The sequence below is a fragment of the Draconibacterium halophilum genome, from assembly GCF_010448835.1.
GTDB classification, from domain to species: Bacteria; Bacteroidota; Bacteroidia; order Bacteroidales; family Prolixibacteraceae; genus Draconibacterium; species Draconibacterium halophilum.
Window position 1 is genome coordinate 1,214,562 of record NZ_CP048409.1, and the last position, 23,646, is coordinate 1,238,207.

Genomic DNA, 23,646 nt, shown 5'->3' on the forward strand with positions numbered 1-23,646 from the left:
CGCTCTCACATCAAATTTATTCATTCTAGTTTTTGTAATTTTTGAATGAAAAATTTCATGTTCGTTTCATTAAAATATATTTTTTGCAAAATTAGTTTTTATTCCACCTTCTAAAAGTAATAATCACAAGGAGATTGGTTTTTCAATGGAATTTAAATCAAAAATGGTTAGCTACTATTTCCAATAGTCGATTTTTGTTAATAGGTTTCGAAATATACTCATCGCATCCAGCTATTATTGCCTTTTCCCGGTCGCCCGATTGTGCGTAAGCTGTTTGTGCCACTATAAATACTTGTTTATTGAATTCACGTATTTGTCGTGTTGCCTCGTAGCCGTCAATACCGGGCATTTTAATATCCATTAGAACGATGTCTAGTTCTGAATTATTACGGCAGATTTCCACGGCTTCAATTCCTGTTTTGGCAATTAATAAAGTTTTTGCATATTCTTTAAGTATGGCGCTTAAATAGGTAATCGCAAATTCATCATCCTCAACAATGAGCATTTTTAATTCCATTTTTAGAGGTTGGTGTTCAGTAGAAGCGGGATTGCTCTCAGCTGTTTCGCTAGTAGAAGAATTAAAAGGAATGGTAAAATAAAATTGCGATCCTACTCCTTCTTCGCTTTCAAACCAGATTTTTCCACCTAGCATTTCAACATAAGCTTTGGAAATTGCCAGCCCTAAACCTGATCCTTGAAAAGCATGTGTATCCGAAATATCTGCTTGCACAAAACGGTTAAAAATAGCTTCTTGCCTGTTTTTCGGAATTCCAATTCCTGTATCTTTCACATAACACTGCAACTGATTATTTACTTTACTGCAGCCAATCTCAATGCTTCCCCTGTCGGTATATTTAATCGCATTTTTTATCAGGTTGGAAAGAATGGAATTAAATTTCTGTTTATCTGATTTTATCTGTTTTTCGTCATCCGTTAATAAATTCCGAAGCAAAAGCTTTAATCCTTTTGTTTCTGCCTCTACCTTAAAAAAGTTATAATGGGTTTCAATTTTTTCGGAAACATCCATTTCGTTTATGGATAAATCCATTTGGCCGGTCTCAATCTTTGAAATATCAATTATATCGTTTATCGTATTAAGCATGCGGTCTCCACTTCTTTTTATTATTTCAATAAACTTTTGCTGTTCTTTGCCTGAAAGATTAGGCTCTTGAAGCAGACTGGTAAACCCAAGAATCCCGTTCATTGGTGTTCGGATTTCGTGACTCATATTCGCCAAAAATGCTGATTTTAAGCGGTCGGCTTCTTCCGCTTTTTCTTTGGCATCAATTAATTCTACTTCTGCTTGCTTACGGTCTGTTATATCAGATAAAATACTCAGGTTAAAATCTTTTTTAATCCGAACCGCGCTGTATAGTGCGGTTTTCTTTATGCCTTCCGGAGTAATAAATTCAAATTCACCGCTGTCTCTGCCGTTCTTTAAATAGTTATTGTATTTTTTTGATGCTCCACTTTTTTCAATGGTATGCAATTCACCCACCTTCATTTTTAGCAAATCTTCTTTTGCATACCCTAGCAGTAATGCAGCAGCATCATTTGCTGAAATATAATTTCCCTGATTGTTGGAAACGACTATGGCATTGATACTATTTTCAAATATTGCTTTTAAAAATGATTCACTTTCCTTTAATTCCTGTTCTGCCTTTTTTTGTTGTGTGATTTCTTTAAAAGTACAGTACGTTTGTTTGAAATTCCCTTTGTCGTCATAACCGATACATCCTTCGAAAGAGACGGTAATTTCGGCATCGTCGCTTCGCACCATGTTAAATTCAACACCACCTATAGTTCCTTTCTTTTTAAATTGTTTGAAGTTTCTACGAAAATGTTCCCTGTAATCGTGAGCAAGAAAATTGCCGAACCATTTGCCAACAACTTCCTCTTTTGTATAGTCTAGTGTTTTTAACCACTGAGGATTAACATCTTTTATTTCTCCGTTAATGTTTAACGATTGATAAGCAAGAGGAGCATTTTGATACAATGCACGGTATTTCTCCTCACTTTCGGCTAACTGCTGTTCTGCCTTTTTTCTTTCGGTAATATCTTCTCCGGAACTCAATAATCCGGTAATATTTCCGTTTTTATCCACCAAGGTATTGTTGTACCATAAAATAGTACGAATTTCACCGGATCTTGTAACAACAGCCGATTCATAACGTTCTACTCTGCTTAATTCACCTGCTATTATTTGTTTAAAAACTCCTTTAATTTCTTTTATATCATTTTTGGGGAGACAAGTTGTAAACCAGTTTTCACCTATCAATTCCTGGTTTTTAAAGCCCAATAGTTTATGGCCACTTTCATTTAGGATTAAAATATTTCCTTTAATATCGAGGGATAAAATAACTTCAGATGAAATATTTAAATAGCGTTCAGCGGTTTCTTTGCTATCGCGTAATTCTTTTTCGCTGGCTTTTAGCTGTTGGTTTGCTGCCTTCAATTGTTGTTCGCCTGCCTGTAATTGTTGAACTGTAGCCTGCAATTGTTGCTCGTTAGCGACTAACTGCTGATTCGCAGCTCTTAGCTGTTGTTCATTGGCTTCCATCTGTTGAAATGCTGCCCGCAGTTGTTGTTCACTTGCTAATAATTGTTGATTGGATGCTTTCAATTCTTGCTCGCGGGCCTGTAATTGTTGATTCTGTGCTTTTAATTGTTCTTCTGCTTCCTTTTTTTCGGTAATGTCGTTTAACGTTATAATTAAACTGCCTGGGATAAATTGCGCATAAATCTCACAAATTTTTACTGTTCCATTTTTACAATGTATCTCGTATTCTCCGGTGTTAACTGACATTGAATGTTTTCGGGCGATCTCCAATTTAGGTTTCCAGCGCTCAATTACTTTGTTGCGATATTCCGGATTTGGGTAGGCCATTTCGTACCACTCTTCCGATGTTTTCGGATTATGCCCAAATAACTCCAACGCATTCTTGCTCCAATACAAAATATTTTGATCCTTTTCATCAACTACTGCAACCGGGAATGGACTATTGTCAACTACTAATTTGAATTTTTCCTCTGCTTTTTTCCGTTCAGTAATGTCCTGAAAAGAACCAAATAACCTTACAATTTTCCCATTTTTATCGTGTTCTGCAAATCCACGTGCAGTGCAATTCGCATTAGTTCCGTCGCCGCGTATTATCACCAGATCAACTTTATAAGGTTGGCCGGAGTCAATTGTTCCTTTTACTTTCTGGTCCAGCAAGTTCATGCTTTCGGGAGTATAAAGCTTAGGGTGCTCTGCGTAAGACGGTGCTCCTTTTTGAGGATCTATTTTGAATATGCGAAACAATTCATCTGACCAGGTAACAGTATCTGATTTCATGTCCCATTCCCAGCTACCAAAATGTGCTAATTCTTCCGTTCGTTTTAGTTTGGCATTTTTATTTTTAAGATTTTTTTCGGCTTTTTTTCGCGAAGTAATATCCTGAAAAGTGCCATGTAAACGCACACATTTACCCGCTTTTAGTTCAGGTTTCCCAATGGCATGTACCCACAATGTATTGCCTTTTGCAGTTACAAATTGCGACTCTATTTCATATTGAATTCCTTCTTGAATGGCTTTCTCGATTGCTTTTTCCATCCGTTTTTTTGATTCTCCGGGAAAGAACCCAATCGCTTCCTCAAGCGTTGGCAGATAATCTTCGGCAACTTCATGTATTTTTTTGGTGCTTTGCGTCCAGTAAACCGTGTTGTTTTCCAAATTAATCTCCCAGCCACCAACGCGTGCCATTTCCCCGGTATCGTTTAAAACTTCCAGATTTTTAGCTAAATTCTCCTCTGCTTTCACCAGTTGTTCATTTCTTTCAATTTCGCCACACAAGTGTTTAATTTTTACAGGTAAAATATCAATAAAATTGGGCTCTTTCACCATGTAATCCCAAACGCCGAGCTTCATCATTTCAACGGCAATTTTTTCGTCGCCATAACCGGTAATTACAATTATTGGAGGAATTTTGTGGTAGTTCTCAATCAATTTATTTGTTAACTCCTTGCCCGTCATATCAGGCAATTTAAAATCAATTAAAAGTATTTCATTTTTATTACCAGTGGTTTTAGCCAATGCTTCTTTTCCGGTTATTGCTCCTTCGGTTTCATAACCTTCTTTTCGAAGTTTTTTTTGAATTAAGCGGTTCAATCCATCATCGTCTTCAATAACAATGATTTTAAAATTTTGACCTTTATTTGCTTTGGTTGATTCCGGATGTTTGTCGCTAATCATCATTGTTCTGGGTTTAATAAGATTTTTATTTTTTCAAATAATCGATCCTTCTTTATTGGCTTGGTTACATAATCGTTACATCCTGCTTTTATTGTAGCGGCACGGTCGCCCACCATCGCAAAGGCAGTTTGTGCAATTATTATTACATCGGTATTAAATTCTCTAATTCGCTGGGTGGCTTCGTAGCCGTTTAACAGCGGCATTTTTATATCCATTAATATCAGGTTAATATCTGGATTTTCCCGACAAAGATCAACTGCTTCAATACCCGTTTGTGCATGGATAATTTCGCCGGCAATAGCTTTTAACAAAATAGACAAGTGTTGAAAGCTGACTTCATCGTCCTCAGCAATCAGTATTTTTAGTTTCTTATTTAATAATGGTGCAGGTTTTATTGAATCTTTAATAGAATTATTGCTCTTTTTGTTTTCAGAATTTTGGAATGGAATTGTAAAACAGAATGTTGATCCAACTCCTTTTTCCGACTCTACCCATAACTTACCACCCATCATTTCTGCATACGCTTTTGAAATGGCAAGACCTAAGCCTGAGCCCTCAAAAGCACGTGAATCGGTGATGTCGGCCTGGACAAAACGATCGAAAATAGCTTCTTGTCTGTTTTCAGGAATGCCAATTCCTGAATCTTTTACATAGCATTCGATGTACTCATCCTTTTTAATACAACCAATTTCAATAAATCCAGTATTGGTAAATTTTATAGCATTTTTAATCAAGTTGGTGAGTATTGAATTAAACTTCTGTAAGTCATTATTGATACGGTTGTTGTCTGGTAATAAACTGGTTAATATCAACTTAATTCCTTTCTTTTCTGCTTCTGGTTGAAAGAATTGAAAATGTGATTCTAACTCTTTGCCGATGTTAAATTCCTCGACAGAAAGTTTTACCTGTCCGGTTTCAATACGCGAAATATCAATTAAGTCGTTCACTGTTGTTAACATCCGATCTCCGCTTTTTTGAATGATTTCAATAAACTCTTGCCGTTGTTTTCCTGAAAGTTCAGGTTCTAAAAGTAAATTGGTAAACCCAAGGATGCCGTTCATCGGAGTCCTTATTTCATGACTCATATTGGCCAAAAAGGCAGATTTTAAATGGTCGGCTTCTACGGCTTTTTCTTTGGCTGAAATGAGTTCTTTTTCATACTTTTTAAGAGAAGTGATATCGGTTAAAAGAACAGCAAAGAACTTCGGTTTTGGTTGAAAGGCACTTATCAGATAGTATTTATCAATTTCTTTATCGTGATACTCAAATTGTTTATTCTTGCCGGTTTGGGCTATATCATTAAAAAGGGAAATCCATTTGGGATCGGTTTCCGGAAGTGCAGTATAAACATTTTGCCCAATAAGTTTTGAAATATTTCTTTTCGTAATTTTTTCATAGGCGGGGCTAACCTTAACAAATTTAAATCCAATGGGCTCTTCATTTTTGTTGTATATCATTTTATGCAAGGCAAACCCCTGGTGCATATTTTCGAAAAGTAACCTGAAGTCCTGTTCGTTTCTTTCGGCCAGTGCTTTTGCTTTTTTAATATCTTCGATATATTTTACACGTTCCGAAATGTTACGCATAATACCCAGGTTTCCAATCCAATCGCCATTGGCGTTTTTCAACTTTGCTCCAAAGCTTTCGCCGGGAAAAACCTTATTCTGTTTATCTCTATAGTACGTTGTAAAGAAATTCGTATCGCTTATTGAATTTTCTCCAAATAATTCAGAACCTGAATCTTTGTATTTATCCTCATCGGCATAAAATATTTTGGTGCTTTTTCCAATTACCTTTTTGGGATTGTAACCAAATGTTTTTTCAATTCCATTGTTGGCGTGTGTAATTTTTCGTGATGGGTCGGTGAGAACAACGCCATCTTCAATGGCGTTAAACATGGTTTCAAACAGCAATTTCTGTTCAATAAGCTGCTTCTCTGTTATTTTGTAGTCTGTAATATCCTGAACTATTCCATATAAATCAGTCACCTCTCCTTTGTTGTTTTTTACGGAGAAGCCCTTTGTTCGTATCCATATTGTGTTTCCATTGTTATGCACTACTCTCACCTGAATGTCATAACTAACTGCTTCATTTATTAACCTTTCTACGGAATGGTTATATAAACTCCAATCATCAGGGTGAATGTAATTTTTTTGTTCAATAAACTCTGGCTCTCCTTTTTCTTTGGGAATGCCAAACATCCTGAAAACTTCATCCGTCCATTTGGGGAGTTGTGTTTTAATGTTAAAGCTCCAATATCCTAGTTTTGCAATATTTTGAGCCAACGAAAGCTGAGAATTTAAGTTCAGCAGTTGTTTTTCAGCTTCCTTTCTGGCCGATATATCTTCTCCCGAACTTAGTGTTCCAATTATACAATCATTTTCGTCTTTCAGAATTGTATTGTGCCACAGCATTGTCTTTATTGCGCCCGAACTTGATATGATTTCTGATTCGACGGTTGAAAAATTTGCAATGTCACCTGATATCATTTTCTGAAACTCGTAGGACACTTTTTTTCTTGATTGTTCAGGAATACAGGTAGTAATCCAATTTTTTCCAGGCAATTCTCCTTTTTTATACTCCAGTAATTCCCTTCCACTGTCGTTTAATAAGGTAATTTCGCCCTTTGTATTGAGCGTTAAAATAATTTCGGCGGCTACGTTTAAATATTTTTCTGTTCTTTCTTTGTTTGCTATAAGTTGCTGTTCATTTTTTCGTAGCTGTTCAATGGTATTTTTTAATTCCTGTTCGCTTGCCTGCAATTGTTTATTCGATGCTTTTAACTGCAGTTCGTTGGCCTTTAATTGTTGGTAGGCGGCTTGTAAATCCTGTTCGTTTTTCCGAAGCGTTTTTTCTGCTTTTTTTCGGTTTGTTACATCCCGAATACTGCCTACAATTTTTATTGGCTTTCCCAATTCGTCAAATACAATTTTTGACGAAAATGAAGCTGTAATGATTGAGCCATCTTTGTTTATCAGTTCTAACTCATAATTAGATATTTCACCCTTTTGCTGAAGTTGGTCTAAAAAATGATTTCTTTTTTCAGGTATTTTGTACAAAGGGAGAATGTTTTGCCCAATTAAATCTTCTCTTACAATTTGACCTTTGGATAGAATTTTTACTGAAGGACTAACTTCCAGAATCGTACCATCTAAAGTGGATTCATAATAGGTGTCCTGTATATTCTCAAAAATGTCCTTGTAGCTTCGTTCGTTAATTTTTAGTCGATGTTCATTTGCTATATCGTTACAAATCCTTTTTATTTTTTCAGTAAAAACATCAATAAAGTCTGCTTCCTTAATAATGTAATCTCGTGCACCCAGCTTCATCATTTCTACCGCTATTTTTTCATCGCCAAAACCGGTCATGGTAATAAAATGGGGTGTTGTACGGAATTTATTCGTTATTTTTTCAATGAGTTCCTTACCGGTCATATCCGGCAATTTGTAATCAATTAGAAGAACTTCGTTCTCCTTCCCTGTGGTTTTAGAGAGTGCTTCGTTTCCATTTTCAGCCCAATCAACCTGGAAATCCTCCCGTTTGAGTCTTTTTCGAATTAAAAAATTCAATCCTTCATCGTCATCAATTACAATTATTTTAAATGAATTTATTTTGGGCTGGCCTTTTAGATTTTTTTCTGTCATGGATATTGAAATAAATGAAATTGAGAAGAAGCGCAAAACTTATTTGGGGCAACTTAAAGAAAGTAACACTAGGTGAATACACAAAAATTAATCTTTTATTTCCGGCAACTCTACTATTAGAAGAAATAATCCCAATTGCCGTATGGCATCCACAAATTTGTCGTAATCGATAGGTTTTGCGATGTAATTACTACAACCCAGTTCGTGGCAATTATCTATCTCGCGCGGATCGTCGGTTGTTGTAATCATTATTACGGGCATTTTTTTCAATTTAGGATCCTGTTTCACCTGGCGTAAAACTTCAATACCATCAACCTTTGGCATTTTAATATCCAATAACAACAACGATGGAATACTATCCTTGTATTCCTCTTTTTTTTTGGCTTGATTCAAAAAATCAAGTGTCTCCTGCCCATCTTTAAAATGAATAATTTTGTTTAACAAGCCCGAACGTTTTAAATTTCGTTTAATAAGCGTGGCATGTCCTTCATCGTCCTCAGCAAGAAGTATAGTGAGTTCTTTATTCATGAGTAATTTCTGTTATATATTTTTCTATAAAGTTAAACTTTGCAATGCGATTGAAGATGCCATTTTTATGCGAAACTATTTTTAATGTAATCGGGTTAAACACTCGTTTAGCTTACATTCAATCAGGTATAAATATATTAAATTTTGTACCAATATTGAATTTCGACTCCAGCTGAATATTCCCTTTATGTTTCTCAACTATTTGGTTCACGATATTCATTCCCAGACCAATTCCCGGTTTTTTGGGGTCGAGCTTATGAAATAACTCAAATATTTTGCCCTGATGATCGGGATGAATGCCAATACCGTTATCTTCTACGATGTATTTGGTAAAGCCATTTTCTTTCGCTCCTGATATATTAATTATACCGGGCCTTTCCGGATCGAGAAATTTCAGGGCATTATCAAACAGATTGGAAAATAACTGATTGAATTGAAACTCGTCTCCATGGCAGGGGGCAAATCTGAAACATTTACAACGATATTATTTTTATTTATTTCATATCCAAAATTGTCTATAACATCTTTTATTAATTGATTCATGTCGATATCTTTAAAAACAGATTTTTGCCGGCCTAAACGCGACAAAGCCAGTAAGCCCGTTAATAAAGCATCCATTTTATTGGTACTTGACGTTATAAAATGCATGGCTTCGGGTATTTCCTCTTTCAGTATTGGTGAAAGCCGGGTTGTTACTGATTCTGGAATATCCGGGCTTTCCAGTAATTCCGCCAGTTCGTTTAAAGATGTTCCCAGCTCTTTATTAAATCCCTGGATATTAACTAGTGGAGATCGCAGATCGTGGGTAGTGATATACAGTATTTCCTGTAATTCTTTGGTTCTTGCTTTCAATTCTGAATTCAGGTGTTTTAAGTTTTGTTCGGCCTGCCTGCGTTGTGTAATGTCTTGAATGGAAAGTAAAATTCGTCTTTTTTTGTCTTTCTCCTGCAACAATTCTCTTGCATTAAGAAGCATTATTTTGTATCCAATTTTTTCAAACTGATGTTCAATTTCGTAATTTTCGACAAGCGATTTCTCAGGTAGTATTTTACTAAGGAGATTTTTTAACATCGGAATATTCCATTGTTTATTCCCCAGTTCATATAAAAGTTTACCAACAGTTTCTTTTGGAGTTACCTCGAAAGTGGTGTAAAAAAATTGGCTGGCTGATACTACACGTAAATCGTCATCTAAAATCACTAATGGCTCACGTACTGTTGATATAATATTTTCAGCATATTCGCGGGCTTCCCTCGCCTGTGCTTCTTTTTCAATAAGCTCCTGTTCGCTGGCTTGCAGTTGCTGATTGCCTGCATCCAATTGCTGGTTGGCTGCCTGCAATTCTACTTTTGTTTTTTTTAACAGGATTTTATGCTGTTCCAGTTCTGAAACCTTTTTACGTAACTGGCTTAATTCATTGGCAATTTGACTCTTTTCGCTCATAGCCAACAATATACGTTTTATTTTGGTTTACTCGTAGTTTGCCACAGTGGTTTTGGTTTTGAATCGCCAACGGTGAAAAAAATGCTTCCCTTTTCAATATCAAATAAAACCGTTCTCCTTTCGAAGCCGCCAATTGCCTTGGCGCAAACATTTATGCTTTTCTCATCAAGCCATTTTTCAACCGAGTCTATATTGCTTTTTGCAATGGTGTCGTTTGGTCTTTTTAAAACATTTGCACCGCCAATAATACAGGTTTCCAATTGGCATACTTTGCCATCATCTTTCTTCATCAATGTCAATAATTCGTTGATGGCATTAACTGCATATTTTGTATTTTTTAAGTTCTTTCCTTCGGGGGTAGATCCAGGTAACATTACATGAGCCATTGCTCCAATTCTATTCTCAAAATCATAGGCCGTAATTACCACACACGAACCGATTGCTCCGGAATTTAGCAGAATGCCAGCATCGCCTGATTTTACTTCACCGGTATTTACGTATATCACTTCTTTCATTGCCTAAAAGTAGGAAGTAGAAAAATATTTCGGGTATCTTTTTTACGTTTTATTTTCCGAAAAACGGATAATATGGCGTGTATTGCTATGTTTAAAATTAAGGCGATATTTACAACCATCACTTATTCTGGATTCAAAACCGATTTGCTATTATTTCCAATAATTTTTCTTTGTTAATGGGTTTAGAAATATACGCATCGCATCCTGTTTCAATGGCCTTTTCCCGGTCGCCCGATTGTGCGTAAGCTGTTTGTGCCACAATAAATACTTTTTTATTGAATTTGCGTATTTGTTGTGTTGCTACGTAGCCGCTAATACCCGGAATTTTAATGTCCATCAGAATAATGTCGATATCCGGATTATCGCGGCTGATTTCCACTGCTTCAATCCCGGTTTTTGCAACGACGAAAGTTTTTGCATATGCTTCAAGTACTATACTTAAAAACGTAATTGTAAACTCATCATCGTCGGCAATAAGTATTTTTAATTCTTTTTTGATTGAAAGCTGATTGTTTGAATCTGCGGTATTCTTTTCCGAAATTTCTACCTTGTTGGTATGGTAAGGAATGGTAAAATAAAATGTAGAACCTACTCCTTTTTCGCTTTCCATCCATATCTTTCCACCCAACATATTTACATAGGCCTTGGAAATTGCGAGTCCCAAACCGGAACCTTCATAAACGTGTCTGTCTTCAATGTCAGCTTGTTCAAAACGATTGAAAATCGCATTTTGTCTATCCTTTTGAATTCCTATACCTGTATCTTTTACATAAAATTTCAGTAGACTTTGTCCGTCACTTTCCAGTATCGAATATCCGATTTTAATACTTCCGTGAGGGGTGTATTTTATCGCATTTTTAATTAAATTAATGAGTATTGAATTTAATTTTTCTTTGTCGGATTTAAAATTAGCGAGTTGGTCAGGAATTCTGTTCGTTATAGAAAGTTGAAGCTTCTTTTTCTTTGCTTCAGGCAAGAAGAATTCCAAAAGTTCATCCATCTGATTATTCAGGTTAATGGCCGAAATTTTAACCTTAATTTGTCCCGATTCAATTTTCGAAATATCAATAATATCGTTGATGGTACTTAACATGCGGTCGCCACTTTTCTGAATAATATCGATGAACTTCTGTTGTTCTTTTCCGGTAAGGTTGGGTTCTTTAAGAAGGCTGGTAAAACCAAGAATACCATTCATGGGTGTGCGGATTTCATGACTCATATTGGCAAGGAATGCTGATTTTAAACGGTCGCTTTCTTCTGCTTTTTCTTTGGCATTTACCAGTTCTAATTCTGCCAGTTTCTGCTCAGCCAGGATTCTGGATTGTTTAATTGTGCTGAAACTTAGGTTTGAGATTATTCCGGCAAGCTTGGAGTAAAATCGCATGCCGGCATCTACCATTTCCTTAGTAAAACGAGGTACCTTATCGAGTGCTGCCAGGTATTCTTCCTCATTGAATCCGTGTTTTCTGGCCTGTTTGCGGAATAACTCAGTATCCTGCACTTCATCTTCATGGATGTATTGTCCTATAAACACATTTCCAACATGCTTGCTGCCAACCATAATGGGTGTAACCATGTCCCACATATTGTTTTTGCAACGGTAAGATTTAAAAGTTCCTTCTCGCACACCTTTGGTGAGGATCGTATCACTTTCGATGCAGTTTTTCAGGGTGTCGGGATTACATCGATGAAACTTTGTGCAGATATCTTGCCAGCCAACAGCAACCAAAACTTTTCCTGATACATCAAGTACCGCACCTAACATTCCGGTGAGTTGGAAAAAATCTTCCATTAATGATTGGAGTATTTCAACATCAATAATATCAGAAAGTTCCAGGGTGTCAATATCTCCGTCTGGTTCTGTAATCGCTTTAAGCTTATTGCGGATAGTGGCTTCACTTTGCAGTAAGGCTTCCTCCGTGTTCTTTTTCTCGGTGATATTCATATTAAAACCATACCAGGTTATGCTTCCATCAGCCAATTTCTCAGGCGATGATCTGGAATAAATCCATTGGGTTGGTTTGCCGGGTAGTTGAACCCGAAACTCACAGGTGAAGTAAGTTACATGTTTTGCCGAATATTCAATTTCATTCATTACTCTTTTAGCATCTTCCGGATGAATAACCCTGGCAATGGGTTCAAAACTATCAACAACATCTTGGGGTGTACATCCAAAAATATTCTTGATACCTTCTGAGGCAATGGGAACAAAATAGCTTCCATCGGGTCTTCTGGTAAATTGAAAGATCAGATCGGGAACATTTGCCGAAAGCTTTCTAAATTCAATGTCTTTTGCTCGAATCTTCTCTTGCACAAGCTTTTGTTCCGTGATATCACGCACTGTGCTTATTGCGCCAACTATCTCACCTTTGTGGTTATAAAATGGAGCAGTAGTTTCTGAAACCCAACTTTTTTTTCCTGATTTTGATAGTTGGAACGGAAAATCAATCGCTGCAGTGGATTTCCCGTTTAATGCTTCTTCAAAAGTATGAATGACTCCAACATCTTTCAGAGAAGGGAATAAATCCAAAGGGTGTTTACCTAAAACAGCAGCGGCATTCATTCCGGTTAATTTTTCCATATGTGGATTCCAAACCCGATATCTCATTTCTGTATCGTACACAATAATACCTTCATTGGCACTGTTGATTAGTTGCTGGTTAAATTGGTTGGCTTCGTAGAGTTTCTCGGCAGTTTGAATACGTTCGGTTATGAGCTCAAAGTAGATTATTATGCCACCAATTGCCCCGTTAGCTTCAAACCAAGGGCGGCATTCCCATCTCGCCCACTCAGTCTTCCCATCATTCGTCTTATAAGAGTCTTTGTCGGAACCTAATATTTCTCCTGCCAATGCTTTTTTATGAACTTCTCTCAATTTCTGAGGAAGATCTGGAAATACCTCATAATGGTGCTTCCCAATAATATTTTCCTTATTAATATTGTATTGGTTGAGGTAGTCTTGGCTCACATAAATATAGTTCAGTTCTTTGTCGAGAACAGCAACAGCGCTTTTGTTGTGCTCAATAATGTAGCGCATCAAATCGCGTGAGTGAACCAATGCTGTCTCTGCCTTTTTTCGTTCAGTGATATCGCGTGCAATACCGTAATAAAAAGTTTTTTTGTTTTGTTTATATTTTTTGCCACTAATTTCAACAGGAATCAGGCTTCCGTCTTTTCGGATATGAGTTGTTTCGAATCGTGTATTCTGATCAAAGGGAATCTGCTCCCATAATTCAATAAATTGTTTTGTTGTATAATTCGGATCTATGGAGTTTAGTTGTGATCCAATAATTTCATTTTTAGATTTTCCCAACATATTACAGGCACCCGTATTGGTTTCAATAATAATTGTATCCTCCGACATCAGGTAAATGGCATCTGATGCAATTTCTACCAGCTCTTTATATTTTTCTTCACTTTCCAGTAATGCTTTCTCAGCATTGTTTCTTCTCAGTGAAACTGACATTAAATGCGCAAAAGATTCAAGTAATTGAATGGATGGAGACGCTTGCCCCTTCTTAAAAGCAAGTAGAGTGGTGCCATATAATTCCCCCTCAATAACATGGGCTATCGGATACAAACGGTCAATTCCGGTCGATGCACGTATTGCCTTGTCGATAAATTGGGGAATAGCACCAAATGAAACTTTGGTAAACGTATTGTGCGTGCTAACTATTTCGTTTATAATTAATTTATAGGTTTCATCATTAACTGGTGACGTGATTTGGGTTATCTTCTCTCCGGCAATTTTTATGATTGTTTTCAAAATACCCTCTTCTGCTTCAATATGTAGAAGTTCGAGTTCCTTTTTTTCGGAGTTATAATAACTAAATGCAGCCAGAGTTGCACCGGAGTAATTCTTTACGGTTTTAAGTAAAATATTACTTAATTCTTCAACGGCAGATTTATCTGCCGAAGGGATGGCTATTGAATTTAAAAATTCCAGAATTAAACGCTGTTGATTAGCATCCTCGTCTGAATTTTCTAATTTTTCTTTACTACTTTTTGTACTGATTAATTCGTGTTCGAGTTGCTCTATTTTCGATAATAATTCAGCTTTACTTAAATTATCATATTTCATGGTAGTAAATTTGTTTGTTTATAAGGCATCGTTCGGAGCTCGCATGTGTTTTAATTATCTTGTTGAGGCTAACTAATTTACATGTACGTTTCATAATAAAACCATTTTTGATACGTCATCTCAAACTTCCAATTCAGAAAAATACCAGTACGTAAAATTTATATGGTAAAATAGCTGCCCATTTTTAGCTTTATAAAGTTAGTTCTTAAAATTGTTTTTCAAAATTTGCAGCTCTTGTCGTGGAGAATAGCTCAATAATAAGGTCGTAAACAAAAGAATATTGTAGGATTTAATTGTTTTACTCCCTCACTCTCACGCTATAAACCCGAAGGTCGTTAACGGGCCGGTCGAACGCTCCGGTTTGCGCAGACGCAATGGAATCTATAACATTTAAACCTTTAATAACTTCGCCAAAAACGGTGTAGTTTTGGTCGAGGTGAGGTGTGCCGCCAAGGGTTTTGTATACTTCGCGCTGTGTGTCAGGAATACTGTAGTGTGCAAAATTCGTGTAGGATTTTGCAATAGAAATTAAACTGTCGTCGTAAAGCTTATACGTATTTCTGTCTTCTCTTTTTTCTGCGTTTACCAGCGAGTCAACCAGCGTTTTATTGGCAGGGTCTTTTCGGGAGTAGTAATCGGCCAGCCAGCCATTAATCCGTTTTTCGGCCAGAGAAAGGAGGCTGTCGTTAAATATTTTTCCCTGCACAATGTAAAACTGTGTGCTGCTCGATGCACGCTCCGGATTGCCATCGCGTGCTGCCCCCAGTGCTCCCTTTTTATGGAATAGCTCAGGGCGAAACTCTGCATCTACTCTGTAGTTGAGTTCTCCATCGCCAAGAGTGTCGCCGGGTGCGGCATTTTTGCTGTCGATGTCACCTGCTTGTATCATAAAGTTTTCGATTACGCGGTGAAAAAGCACACTGTCGAGAATACCTTCGTTGGCAAGTTTTATAAAATTGTCGCGGTGTTTAGGTGTTTCGTTATACAATTCCAGAACGATAGTACCCCGGTCGGTCACCATTTCAATGGTAACACGCTTTTGATGTTTATTTTCTTCCGGTTTTGGTTTTGTATTACAGCTCCAAATAATAAAAGCGGAGATACAAAGCAGAATAATTTTTTGGTTGAATTGCATAACAGTTAGTTGAGTAATTTGAGTGCTAAATATACTATAAATAAGGTTTTTATTCTCCGGTTAATGGTTAAAACCTTGCAATCTTGTTGCAGCTACTTTAGTTTCTGTAACGATCATTTAATCTCAGAAGTTGGATGTTTGAAGAGCGAAGTTAAACTAGAAGATAGATACCTCTTTCTTCCAACTTTACACTTCGGTCTTCTGCCCAAAAAGTATTGCAATTATCGAATTTTATTCGATTTTATAACTATGTATCTTAAAAGCATTGTGTTTTGTTCTTTAATCTAATAATTCCCCTTGGCTTCGCCATGGGGTTGCGCTTTTTCTCCCCGTTTGAGGGGAGATGTCAGCCTTTATGGCTGACAGAGGGGTGAAATAAAGAAAATTCGAGTTTCAGCGATTTAGCTGAAATAAAGTTGGCGTAATACCCCTTGGCTTTGGCACGGGGATAGTCAACTTTAAGAATTTTCTTTATTCGAAAAGCAAAGAATAATGGCTCTTTAATAATATAAAAAGGACAAAGGCTTATCAGAATAGAAATTCTACTATAATCGCCAATTTGATTCTAAACGTTTCAGCGATTTTTGATTTCTATTTATGGATAAAAAATACCAGAACTAGATTAAAAGGTCATATTAAAAGGTAAGCCAACTAAATTAATGCAAAGAATAGATAAGTTAAGCAAATTGCGCGATGCTTCTTTAGGGCATTGTGATAGGTTTGAAAAGGTTTCTTTTTGAACTTCTAATAATATCTGATGTTCTGCTTTAAAGGGTAGAATAATTTGCTGATAAATAAAATAATGCATTTAAAATAATGACCTATGAAAGCATTACAAATAATAAAATATGGTGAACTTAAGGAAAGTTTGTCCATTAATGAAGTCGAAAAACCAACAGTAAAACCAAATGATGTTTTTGTTGAGGTTAAAGCAGCTTCGTTAAATCCTATTGACTATAAAATGGCAGAAGGGTATTTAAAAGAAATGGTGCCTTTAAACCTGCCGGGCACAATCGGTTTTGACGTGAGCGGTAAAGTTATGGAAATGGGCGCCGAGGTTAGCAATTTCGAAATTGGTGATGACGTATATTCCAGAGTACCAATGGAACAAATGGGTACAGTATCAGAATATGCTGTGGTTAATAGTGACGTAGCCGCTAAGAAACCGGCGAACAGCTCTTTTGAAGAAGCCTCGGGCTTGCCATTGGCCGGACTCACTGCCATTCAGGCGCTGGAACGCGTTGGTTTGAAAGAAAACGACCGTGTGCTTATCCATGCAGGATCGGGAGGAGTAGGCAGTTTGGCAATTCAATATGCCAAAGTTAAAGGAGCTTTTGTTTACACTACCACCAGTACTAAAAATGTAAACTGGGTTAAGGCGCTTGGTGCCGATCGCGTGATCGATTATAAAACTGAAGACTACAAAACGATTGCAACAGATTTGGATGTTGTTTTTGACACATTGGGAGATACCTATACGCAGGAAGCCTTTGCGGTTATTAAAGCGGGAGGAAGAGTAGCCACGATTGCAGGTCCGCCCGACGAAGAATCTGCAAAAGGTATGGGCTTAACTGATTATAAATTGCCCGAAGAAATCTCAACCCTGATTCGAGAAAAATCGGCTACTTATAAATACACATGGATGCAACCCAATAGCGAACAATTGGATGCACTTTCAGCCATGGTAGAAGATGGGAAGATAAAGCCGGTGGTCGATAAGGTTTATTCCCTGGATGAAGGTATTGAAGCCTATCTTTACTTAGCAACAGGCAGAGCCAGGGGAAAAGTGATCATAACCCTTTCCTAAACGCTTTGTGTTGTTCTGCTGCAAAACGATTGTAACTACAAAAGAAAAATAAAATGAGCACAGAAAAACAAAATATATTGGTTGCCGGAGCCAATGGCACTACCGGAAGGATCATTATCGATTTACTGAAAAACTCAGCCACATATCAGCCAATTGCCATGGTTAGAAAAGAGGAGCAAAAAAAGCATTTTAAAAAGGAAAATGTTAAAACCGTCCTTGCCGATTTGGAAGACGATTTGAGTGAGGCCGTGAAAAACACGGACAAAGTAATTTTTGCTGCAGGATCAAAAGGAAAAAACCTCATTGGAGTAGATCAGGAAGGAGCCAAACGATTGATCGATGCCGCTAAAGATGCAGGACTCGGGAAATTTGTCATGCTGAGTGCTATGGGGGCAGACGACCCTTCGCTGAATAAAGAGCTTAAAGCATATTTAGAGGCCAAAAAAAATGCAGATGATTACCTGCGTGCCAGTGGCCTGGATTTTTCCATTGTCCGGCCAGGTCATTTGACGAATGATGAAGGTACGGGCAAAATTCAACTCAAAGAAAAATTTGAAAATCCTGGAAGGATTACAAGAGCAGATGTGGCCAAAACATTGATTGAAGCCCTGGAAGATGATGTAAAGCAAAACCAGGTTTTTGAAATCCTGGGTGGTGAGGTTCCAATTGAAAAAGCAGTACGTCTGCTTTAAAAAAACATTTCCAACAAACATGTTCGCACGATCATTTTTTAATATATAAAGGATAAAACCATGAATACAACGAGAACGATAAATTTAAAAAACAGACCTACAGGAAAACCTGAGTTGACAAATTTTGATATTACTACTTCCGAAATACCCGCAATAAAGCAAGGAGAAGTTTTATTAAGCACTAAATATGTTTCGGTAGATCCCTATTTGCGAGGTCGAATGAGCGATGCTCCATCCTACATTCCTCCATTTGAGCTCAATAAGCCAATTGCATCCGGTATTATAGCCGAAGTTTTAGAATCAAATACTAGTAGCTTTAATAAAGGAGATTTTGTTTCCGGGATGCTGCAGTGGAAAGAAACACAGGTTGCGAAAGCCGATGGACTGATGAAGGTTGATCCCGATAAAGCGCCTCTTTCTGCATATCTTGGAATTTTGGGAATGACAGGACTTACTGCCTACCTGGGACTTACAGAAATAGGAAAACCTAAAAAAGGCGAAACCCTGCTTGTTTCAGGTGCGGCAGGAGCTGTAGGAAGTATAGTAGGACAAATTGGGAAGATACTTGGATTAAAGGTTGTAGGTATTGCAGGAAGCGATGAAAAGACTGAAATGCTAAAATCTGAATTCGGTTTTGATGAAACTATAAATTACAAAACTACCGAAAATATGAGCGAAGCCATTGGCAAAGCATGTCCGGACGGTGTAGATGTATATTTTGACAATGTTGGAGGAGAAATCTCTGAAGCTGCACTTTTTAACATCAACAAGTTCTCAAGAACAGTAAACTGTGGAGCTATCTCGGTTTATAACAACACCAAACCTCCCAAAAGCATTAGCGTACAACCATTTCTTGTAAAGAAAAGTTCTTTGATGCAAGGTTTCGTGGTCTTCGATTATGTAGATAAACATCCTGAAGGAATCAGGCAATTAGCCGAATGGTTATCTCAGGATAAACTAAAATATGCTGAAACCATAAGAGAAGGATTTGAAAATATACCACAAGCCTTTTTAGATCTTTTTGAAGGAAAGAACAAGGGTAAAATGGTAGTGAAGTTGTAAAGCAAAAGGAATAGAAATAAACAATTTATTGCAACTAATATAATCAAAAGAATCCTCGTGGTTTGCCTCGGGGATTCTTTTAATCCTACCATATAGCTATAAACAAGGACCAAAGCTCAAACAACACGCAAACTTCGCTACAACTCTGAAACATTATGTAAATGAAATCGAAATTGTAAAATGTATTACCAAAGATAGGAGCAGAAAACGTTTTAAAGTCTTTGAATAATATATTTTTTGCTCTAAAACTACACAGCATAAAAAAAGAGTTACAAAATGTCTTGTAACTCTTTGAAAATCAAGTGGAGAATACCGGAGTCGAACCGGTGACCTCTTGACTGCCAGTCAATAAAAGGTATTAATTGATAGTATTCTTATAATTTCCGATATATTCTACAGGGCTTATAAATACAGGAGTTTTGTTGATAATTCTTTCTTTTGATATAAGTTCTATTTCCATGTTTGTGTATACATTTGTGTATGAAAATTTGAAATACATACACAATGAGTTTGAAGATGGCGACGGTCGGCATTGTGTTAATGCCGCGAAAAAATAAGAAAGGAGAGTACCCAATTGCACTTCGCATTACATACGACAGGGAGCGGAAATATTACACTGTGCGTGGAGAAAGTGCAACAAAGGAGGAGTATCAAAAGATTTTGGAATCTTCCAGGGGAGAACGAGCAAAGCGAAAACGTAAGTTCGAGGATATAAAGAAGAATGCAGAGAAGACGATTGAAGGACTAGCTGAATTCTCCTTTGAAGAGTTTGAGGGTAACTATCTAGGTAAAAAACAACAACGTGAACTGTCTATCGACGAATATTTCGAGAAGAAGGCGACCGAGTTGCAACAGAACGATAAACTTCAAACTGCAACAACCTACAGGGCGACCATTCGTAGTTTGAAGCGCTTTGATAGTCGCGTTAGCTTCAATAGTATTACACCAACATATTTAAAGAAGTATGAAAACTGGTTTGTAACCGAAGGTAAGACGCCTCAAAAGAAAGATGCACCAAAGCAAGGTGGTTCATATACGACGGTGGGTATTTACATGAGAAACTTAAAGGCTATCCTTAATATCGCGATTAAAGATGGTGTAGCGATTAAGTATCCATTTGGAACAGATAAAGGCTTATATCAAATTCCTGTATCGAATAATACAAAGAAAGCCTTAACGATTCAGGATATCGGTAAGTTATTCAGTTATTCAACGGCGGACAAGAACGAAAATACTGCTTTAAAATACTGGATGTTTAGTTACTTGTGCAATGGAATGAATCCAGCCGACATGGCAAACCTTAGATTCTCCAATATCAGAGGAAAGAACATTGAGTTTATAAGACAGAAAACGAAGGATACAACGAAAGTAAAGACCGTCATCAAGGTTCTTATTAATGAACATATTCAACGTATAATAGATGAAATTGGGAATACACCTGATCCTGACAGTTACTTATTCCCAATTTATCAAGAAGATTACACAGAGCGTGAGAAATTCAATCGGTTAAAACAGTTTATAAAGCTCACAAATAAGTACATTCGGCGCGTTGCAGGAAAGGTAGGTGTTGATGCAGGGATTACGATGTATTGGGCAAGGCATTCATATAGCACTATCTTAAAACGCTCTGGGGCACCTATCGAATTCATTTCTGAGCAGTTAGGTCATCAGAATACTGCAACAACACAAAATTATCTGGATAGCTTTGAGAATGAGCATCGGGCAAAGTATTCAGAAGCACTTATGCCGGATTTAAACGATGAATAAATATGAAATATACAACAGAAGAAGAAATTGAGAGAAATATAGTATTACTGTACCAAGTGCCAGAAAGAGTAAAGACTATAGAAGATTACGAGATTCCTGAAATGTTACTGTACATTGAGAACGCGATCCTTGATGTAATGAATTTCGGAATTGATAAATCCATGTTTGTTAAAGAGTGGTGGGAAGATCAAGCTATTCGTGAAGGTGGTAGAAGTAAAATGGAAAAGTTCGAAATAGATGCTTTAAAAAGTGTTGAACAAACCATTATTCAGTACCGAGACCGCTTTGAGCCGGATGTGAATGACTGCCCCTCTTCGATTGAAGATATTAAGGAGCTGAATACTCCGGAGGCAAAAGTAATATTTGATAAGGCAATAGATGCCGGATTAATCTCTGAGGATAACGGATATAAGTGGACAGGAGTATCGAAACAACAGTTAGCTTATTTCGTTGAGAAAACAAGTCTTCATCTCGGATTAAGAAAGAGCAGGCTTGATGAACATGGTAACCCAACAATAGACTGGAAAATATTCGAAAAACTTTTTAAAAAAAACCGGATTCAATCAGCAAAATCAAGTTATATGAAAAGCCGAGACGATTTCGAACCGCCTGGTCATGAGGTTGTTGATGTCTTGTTTGGTTAGGTGGCATGCACAAGCATTTCATCATGCAAGGAACCTGTTAGCAGCCTGCTGGCAGGTTTTTTTGTTTCCATACTTTCCGATACTTGCAGAGTTATAACAAACTAACAGGCATTGCAAAGCCATTTTTTTAACATAAAAAATTTTTAAAAATGGAAGTATTGTTCCAAAAATTAGAGAGGTTGGAGAACCTGATTAGAACAACTCAGAAAGAAGTATTAAACATAGATGAAGTTTGTGAGCTTACAGGCTTAAGCAAAAGCACGATATACAAACAAACGATGTCAGGGAGTATTCCACATTACAAACAGGCGAAACATCTTTTTTTCGACCGTGTGGAAGTGATAGACTGGTTGAAATCGAATCGTGGATATAGCAGTGAAGATGCCATTAATTCAGTGAAGATGAAAGGAGCCGTTCATGCATAAGGAAGGAGGTAGCCCGGTTTATGAAGCAGTTTTAGAAAACGGCGGAGGGGAGTATTATTCGATTGATAATGGTAAGGTGAAATTTGATGATGGATTGTTTATACAGTATCTGGAACGATATGGTTTTAGGACAGTATCGCTAGCCAGGGACATCGAATTGGTTCGAATTGAGGGAAGCGTAGTTTCAAAAGTAAGTGCCAGCGACGTGAAGTTATTTGTAAAGGAGCATACTATAAGTGAGCCCCAGATTCATAACTACATAATAAGATCAACACGTCTATTCAGTATGAACTATCTGGATGTGTTAAAGCGTGCTGATTTAAAGATGAATCGTGATACGAGTACTTCCTCGTTTTATTACTTCAGGAACGGAGTAGTAAAGGTTACTGCTCAAGGAATTGAAGATCCGGTGTCGTACAATGATTTTGGTGGGTTAGTGTGGCGTGAACACATCATTGACTGTGATTTCAACATAAACGCGAAGTCTACAGATGCGGTATTTCTGGACTTTTTGAAAAAGCTGTGTAATAACGAAAACAGTAGATTGTATTATTTGGCTACAATAATTGGCTACTGTTTACATGATTATAGGGCTCCGGGAAAAGCAAAAGCTGTAATTCTAAATGATGAGATTGTTAGTGATCAACCGGAAGGCGGATCAGGGAAGAGTTTGATCGTTCAAGCGATGGGTAAAGTTCGGAAAATAGTAGACCTTGACGGTAAGAAGTTTGATCCGAAAAGTGAGTTTGCATGGCAAAAGGTGAACGAGAGTATTAGGATTGTTAACATTGATGACGCTAAAACGGGCTTCAGTTTCGAGGATTTGTTTTCTACTATTACACAAGGCTTTCAGGTTAACAGGAAGAATAAGGATGAGTATTTCCTTCCTTTAGAACAATCTCCGGTTATAGTCTTAACGACCAACAGTATTATGAAAGGTATGAGTGGTTCATTTAAACGAAGACAGTACAATGTGGATATTCACCAACATTTCAACTTATACCATACTCCGGAGGATGAATATAAACATACATTCTTTAGTATGTGGAGCGAAAAAGAATGGCAAGCCTTTTACATGCTTATGCTTCAATTTGTCCAAGCCTACTTGGTAAATGGTATTCTTAGTTGTCCCGAAACTGATAGACAAAAGAAGGATGCGATCAGGGCGACTACGCAAAACTTCGTCGATTGGATGGAGGAGTATCTTAAGGATTTTATAGGAGAGATACAGCCTACAGGCGCTACAAAAGAAATGTATCTGAGTTACACAGGTCAAAGCGGTACAAGTTTATCAGATAAGAAGTTTACTGGTTGGTTGAAATCGTATTGCGAGATATATGGTTATAAATACGAGAGTATAAGTAGTATCAGGCCGCGAGGTTTTAAGATAAGTAATCAGAATGCCTGACACATCTAATATTTAGGTAGAAAATGTGGTTGAATCGGTTATGGTGCACATTTTCAGTGAAGTAGGGCATTTTGTATATGGTCTTGTTTTTTTAAAGTTTAGGTTACGAAAGGGGTAGGCGTTAAAAGCCTGCCTCTTTTATTTTGATACTTACCATAAGCTGGTCCGTGTTTAATGTTTTGATAGTATGAGTTTTAACCAGCACCTCCAATTGATTCGGTAAAAAATACATACTACCTAAAAGAATTAAGCTTATTATCC

General features: G+C 37.1%; 15 protein-coding genes. 7 read left to right on the top strand and 8 right to left on the bottom strand.

Annotated features, from left to right (window positions below):
* Window positions 1-157: 157 nt before the first annotated feature.
* From G0Q07_RS04910 to G0Q07_RS04945, 8 genes are all read right to left on the bottom strand, one after another.
* Window positions 158-4,237 carry a PAS domain S-box protein gene (locus G0Q07_RS04910; RefSeq protein WP_163345037.1) on the bottom strand — a complete coding sequence of 1,360 codons (4,080 nt, stop codon included), beginning with the start codon at window positions 4,235-4,237 and terminating at the stop codon, window positions 158-160.
* On the bottom strand, window positions 4,234-7,878 hold the full coding sequence (locus G0Q07_RS04915) for a PAS domain S-box protein (protein WP_163345038.1): 3,645 nt from the start codon (window positions 7,876-7,878) through the stop codon (window positions 4,234-4,236). The genes G0Q07_RS04910 and G0Q07_RS04915 overlap by 4 nt, the downstream gene beginning before the upstream one ends.
* Before the next feature lie 87 nt (window positions 7,879-7,965).
* Window positions 7,966-8,406 (bottom strand): response regulator, encoded by a 441-nt coding sequence (locus G0Q07_RS04920; protein WP_163345039.1) that lies wholly within the window; start codon window positions 8,404-8,406, stop codon window positions 7,966-7,968.
* 118 nt (window positions 8,407-8,524) lie between these two features.
* Complete coding sequence (locus tag G0Q07_RS21245) at window positions 8,525-8,818, bottom strand: ATP-binding protein (RefSeq protein ID WP_163348883.1); 294 nt, start codon at window positions 8,816-8,818, stop codon at window positions 8,525-8,527.
* Window positions 8,800-9,849 (bottom strand): sensor histidine kinase, encoded by a 1,050-nt coding sequence (locus G0Q07_RS04930; protein WP_163345040.1) that lies wholly within the window; start codon window positions 9,847-9,849, stop codon window positions 8,800-8,802. The genes G0Q07_RS21245 and G0Q07_RS04930 overlap by 19 nt, the downstream gene beginning before the upstream one ends.
* A 17-nt stretch (window positions 9,850-9,866) precedes the next feature.
* Window positions 9,867-10,364, bottom strand: a complete 498-nt coding sequence (locus G0Q07_RS04935; protein ID WP_163345041.1) for a chemotaxis protein CheD — start codon at window positions 10,362-10,364, stop codon at window positions 9,867-9,869.
* Between the two features lie 133 nt (window positions 10,365-10,497).
* Entirely contained in the window at window positions 10,498-14,445 is a 3,948-nt protein-coding gene (locus G0Q07_RS04940) for a PAS domain S-box protein (RefSeq protein WP_163345042.1), read from the bottom strand.
* A gap of 298 nt (window positions 14,446-14,743) precedes the next feature.
* Window positions 14,744-15,580, bottom strand: coding sequence for a peptidylprolyl isomerase (locus tag G0Q07_RS04945; protein WP_163345043.1), 837 nt, complete (start codon window positions 15,578-15,580; stop codon window positions 14,744-14,746).
* 823 nt (window positions 15,581-16,403) lie between these two features.
* Between G0Q07_RS04945 and G0Q07_RS04950 the strand changes: the two genes are divergently transcribed.
* The 7 genes from G0Q07_RS04950 to G0Q07_RS04980 all read left to right on the top strand — a co-directional run bounded on the left by G0Q07_RS04950 (window position 16,404) and on the right by G0Q07_RS04980 (window position 23,385).
* The gene (locus tag G0Q07_RS04950; protein WP_163345044.1) at window positions 16,404-17,387 is read left to right on the top strand and encodes an NADP-dependent oxidoreductase; all 984 of its coding nucleotides are present in this window, start codon (window positions 16,404-16,406) and stop codon (window positions 17,385-17,387) included.
* 53 nt (window positions 17,388-17,440) lie between these two features.
* A complete protein-coding gene (locus tag G0Q07_RS04955) occupies window positions 17,441-18,079 on the top strand; it encodes an SDR family oxidoreductase (protein WP_163345045.1) in 639 nt (212 codons plus the stop codon).
* A 60-nt stretch (window positions 18,080-18,139) separates the two neighbouring features.
* On the top strand, window positions 18,140-19,141 hold the full coding sequence (locus tag G0Q07_RS04960; RefSeq protein ID WP_163345046.1) for an NADP-dependent oxidoreductase: 1,002 nt from the start codon (window positions 18,140-18,142) through the stop codon (window positions 19,139-19,141).
* Window positions 19,142-19,645: 504 nt separating this feature from the next.
* The gene (locus G0Q07_RS04965; protein ID WP_163345047.1) at window positions 19,646-20,908 is read left to right on the top strand and encodes a tyrosine-type recombinase/integrase; all 1,263 of its coding nucleotides are present in this window, start codon (window positions 19,646-19,648) and stop codon (window positions 20,906-20,908) included.
* A gap of 2 nt (window positions 20,909-20,910) precedes the next feature.
* Window positions 20,911-21,552: a hypothetical protein gene (locus G0Q07_RS04970; RefSeq protein WP_163345048.1), complete on the top strand. Its 642-nt coding sequence runs from the start codon at window positions 20,911-20,913 to the stop codon at window positions 21,550-21,552.
* 149 nt (window positions 21,553-21,701) lie between these two features.
* The gene (locus G0Q07_RS04975) at window positions 21,702-21,977 is read left to right on the top strand and encodes a helix-turn-helix transcriptional regulator (RefSeq protein WP_163345049.1); all 276 of its coding nucleotides are present in this window, start codon (window positions 21,702-21,704) and stop codon (window positions 21,975-21,977) included.
* Window positions 21,970-23,385: a hypothetical protein gene (locus G0Q07_RS04980; protein ID WP_163345050.1), complete on the top strand. Its 1,416-nt coding sequence runs from the start codon at window positions 21,970-21,972 to the stop codon at window positions 23,383-23,385. The genes G0Q07_RS04975 and G0Q07_RS04980 overlap by 8 nt, the downstream gene beginning before the upstream one ends.
* The last annotated feature ends 261 nt before the right edge of the window (window positions 23,386-23,646 follow it).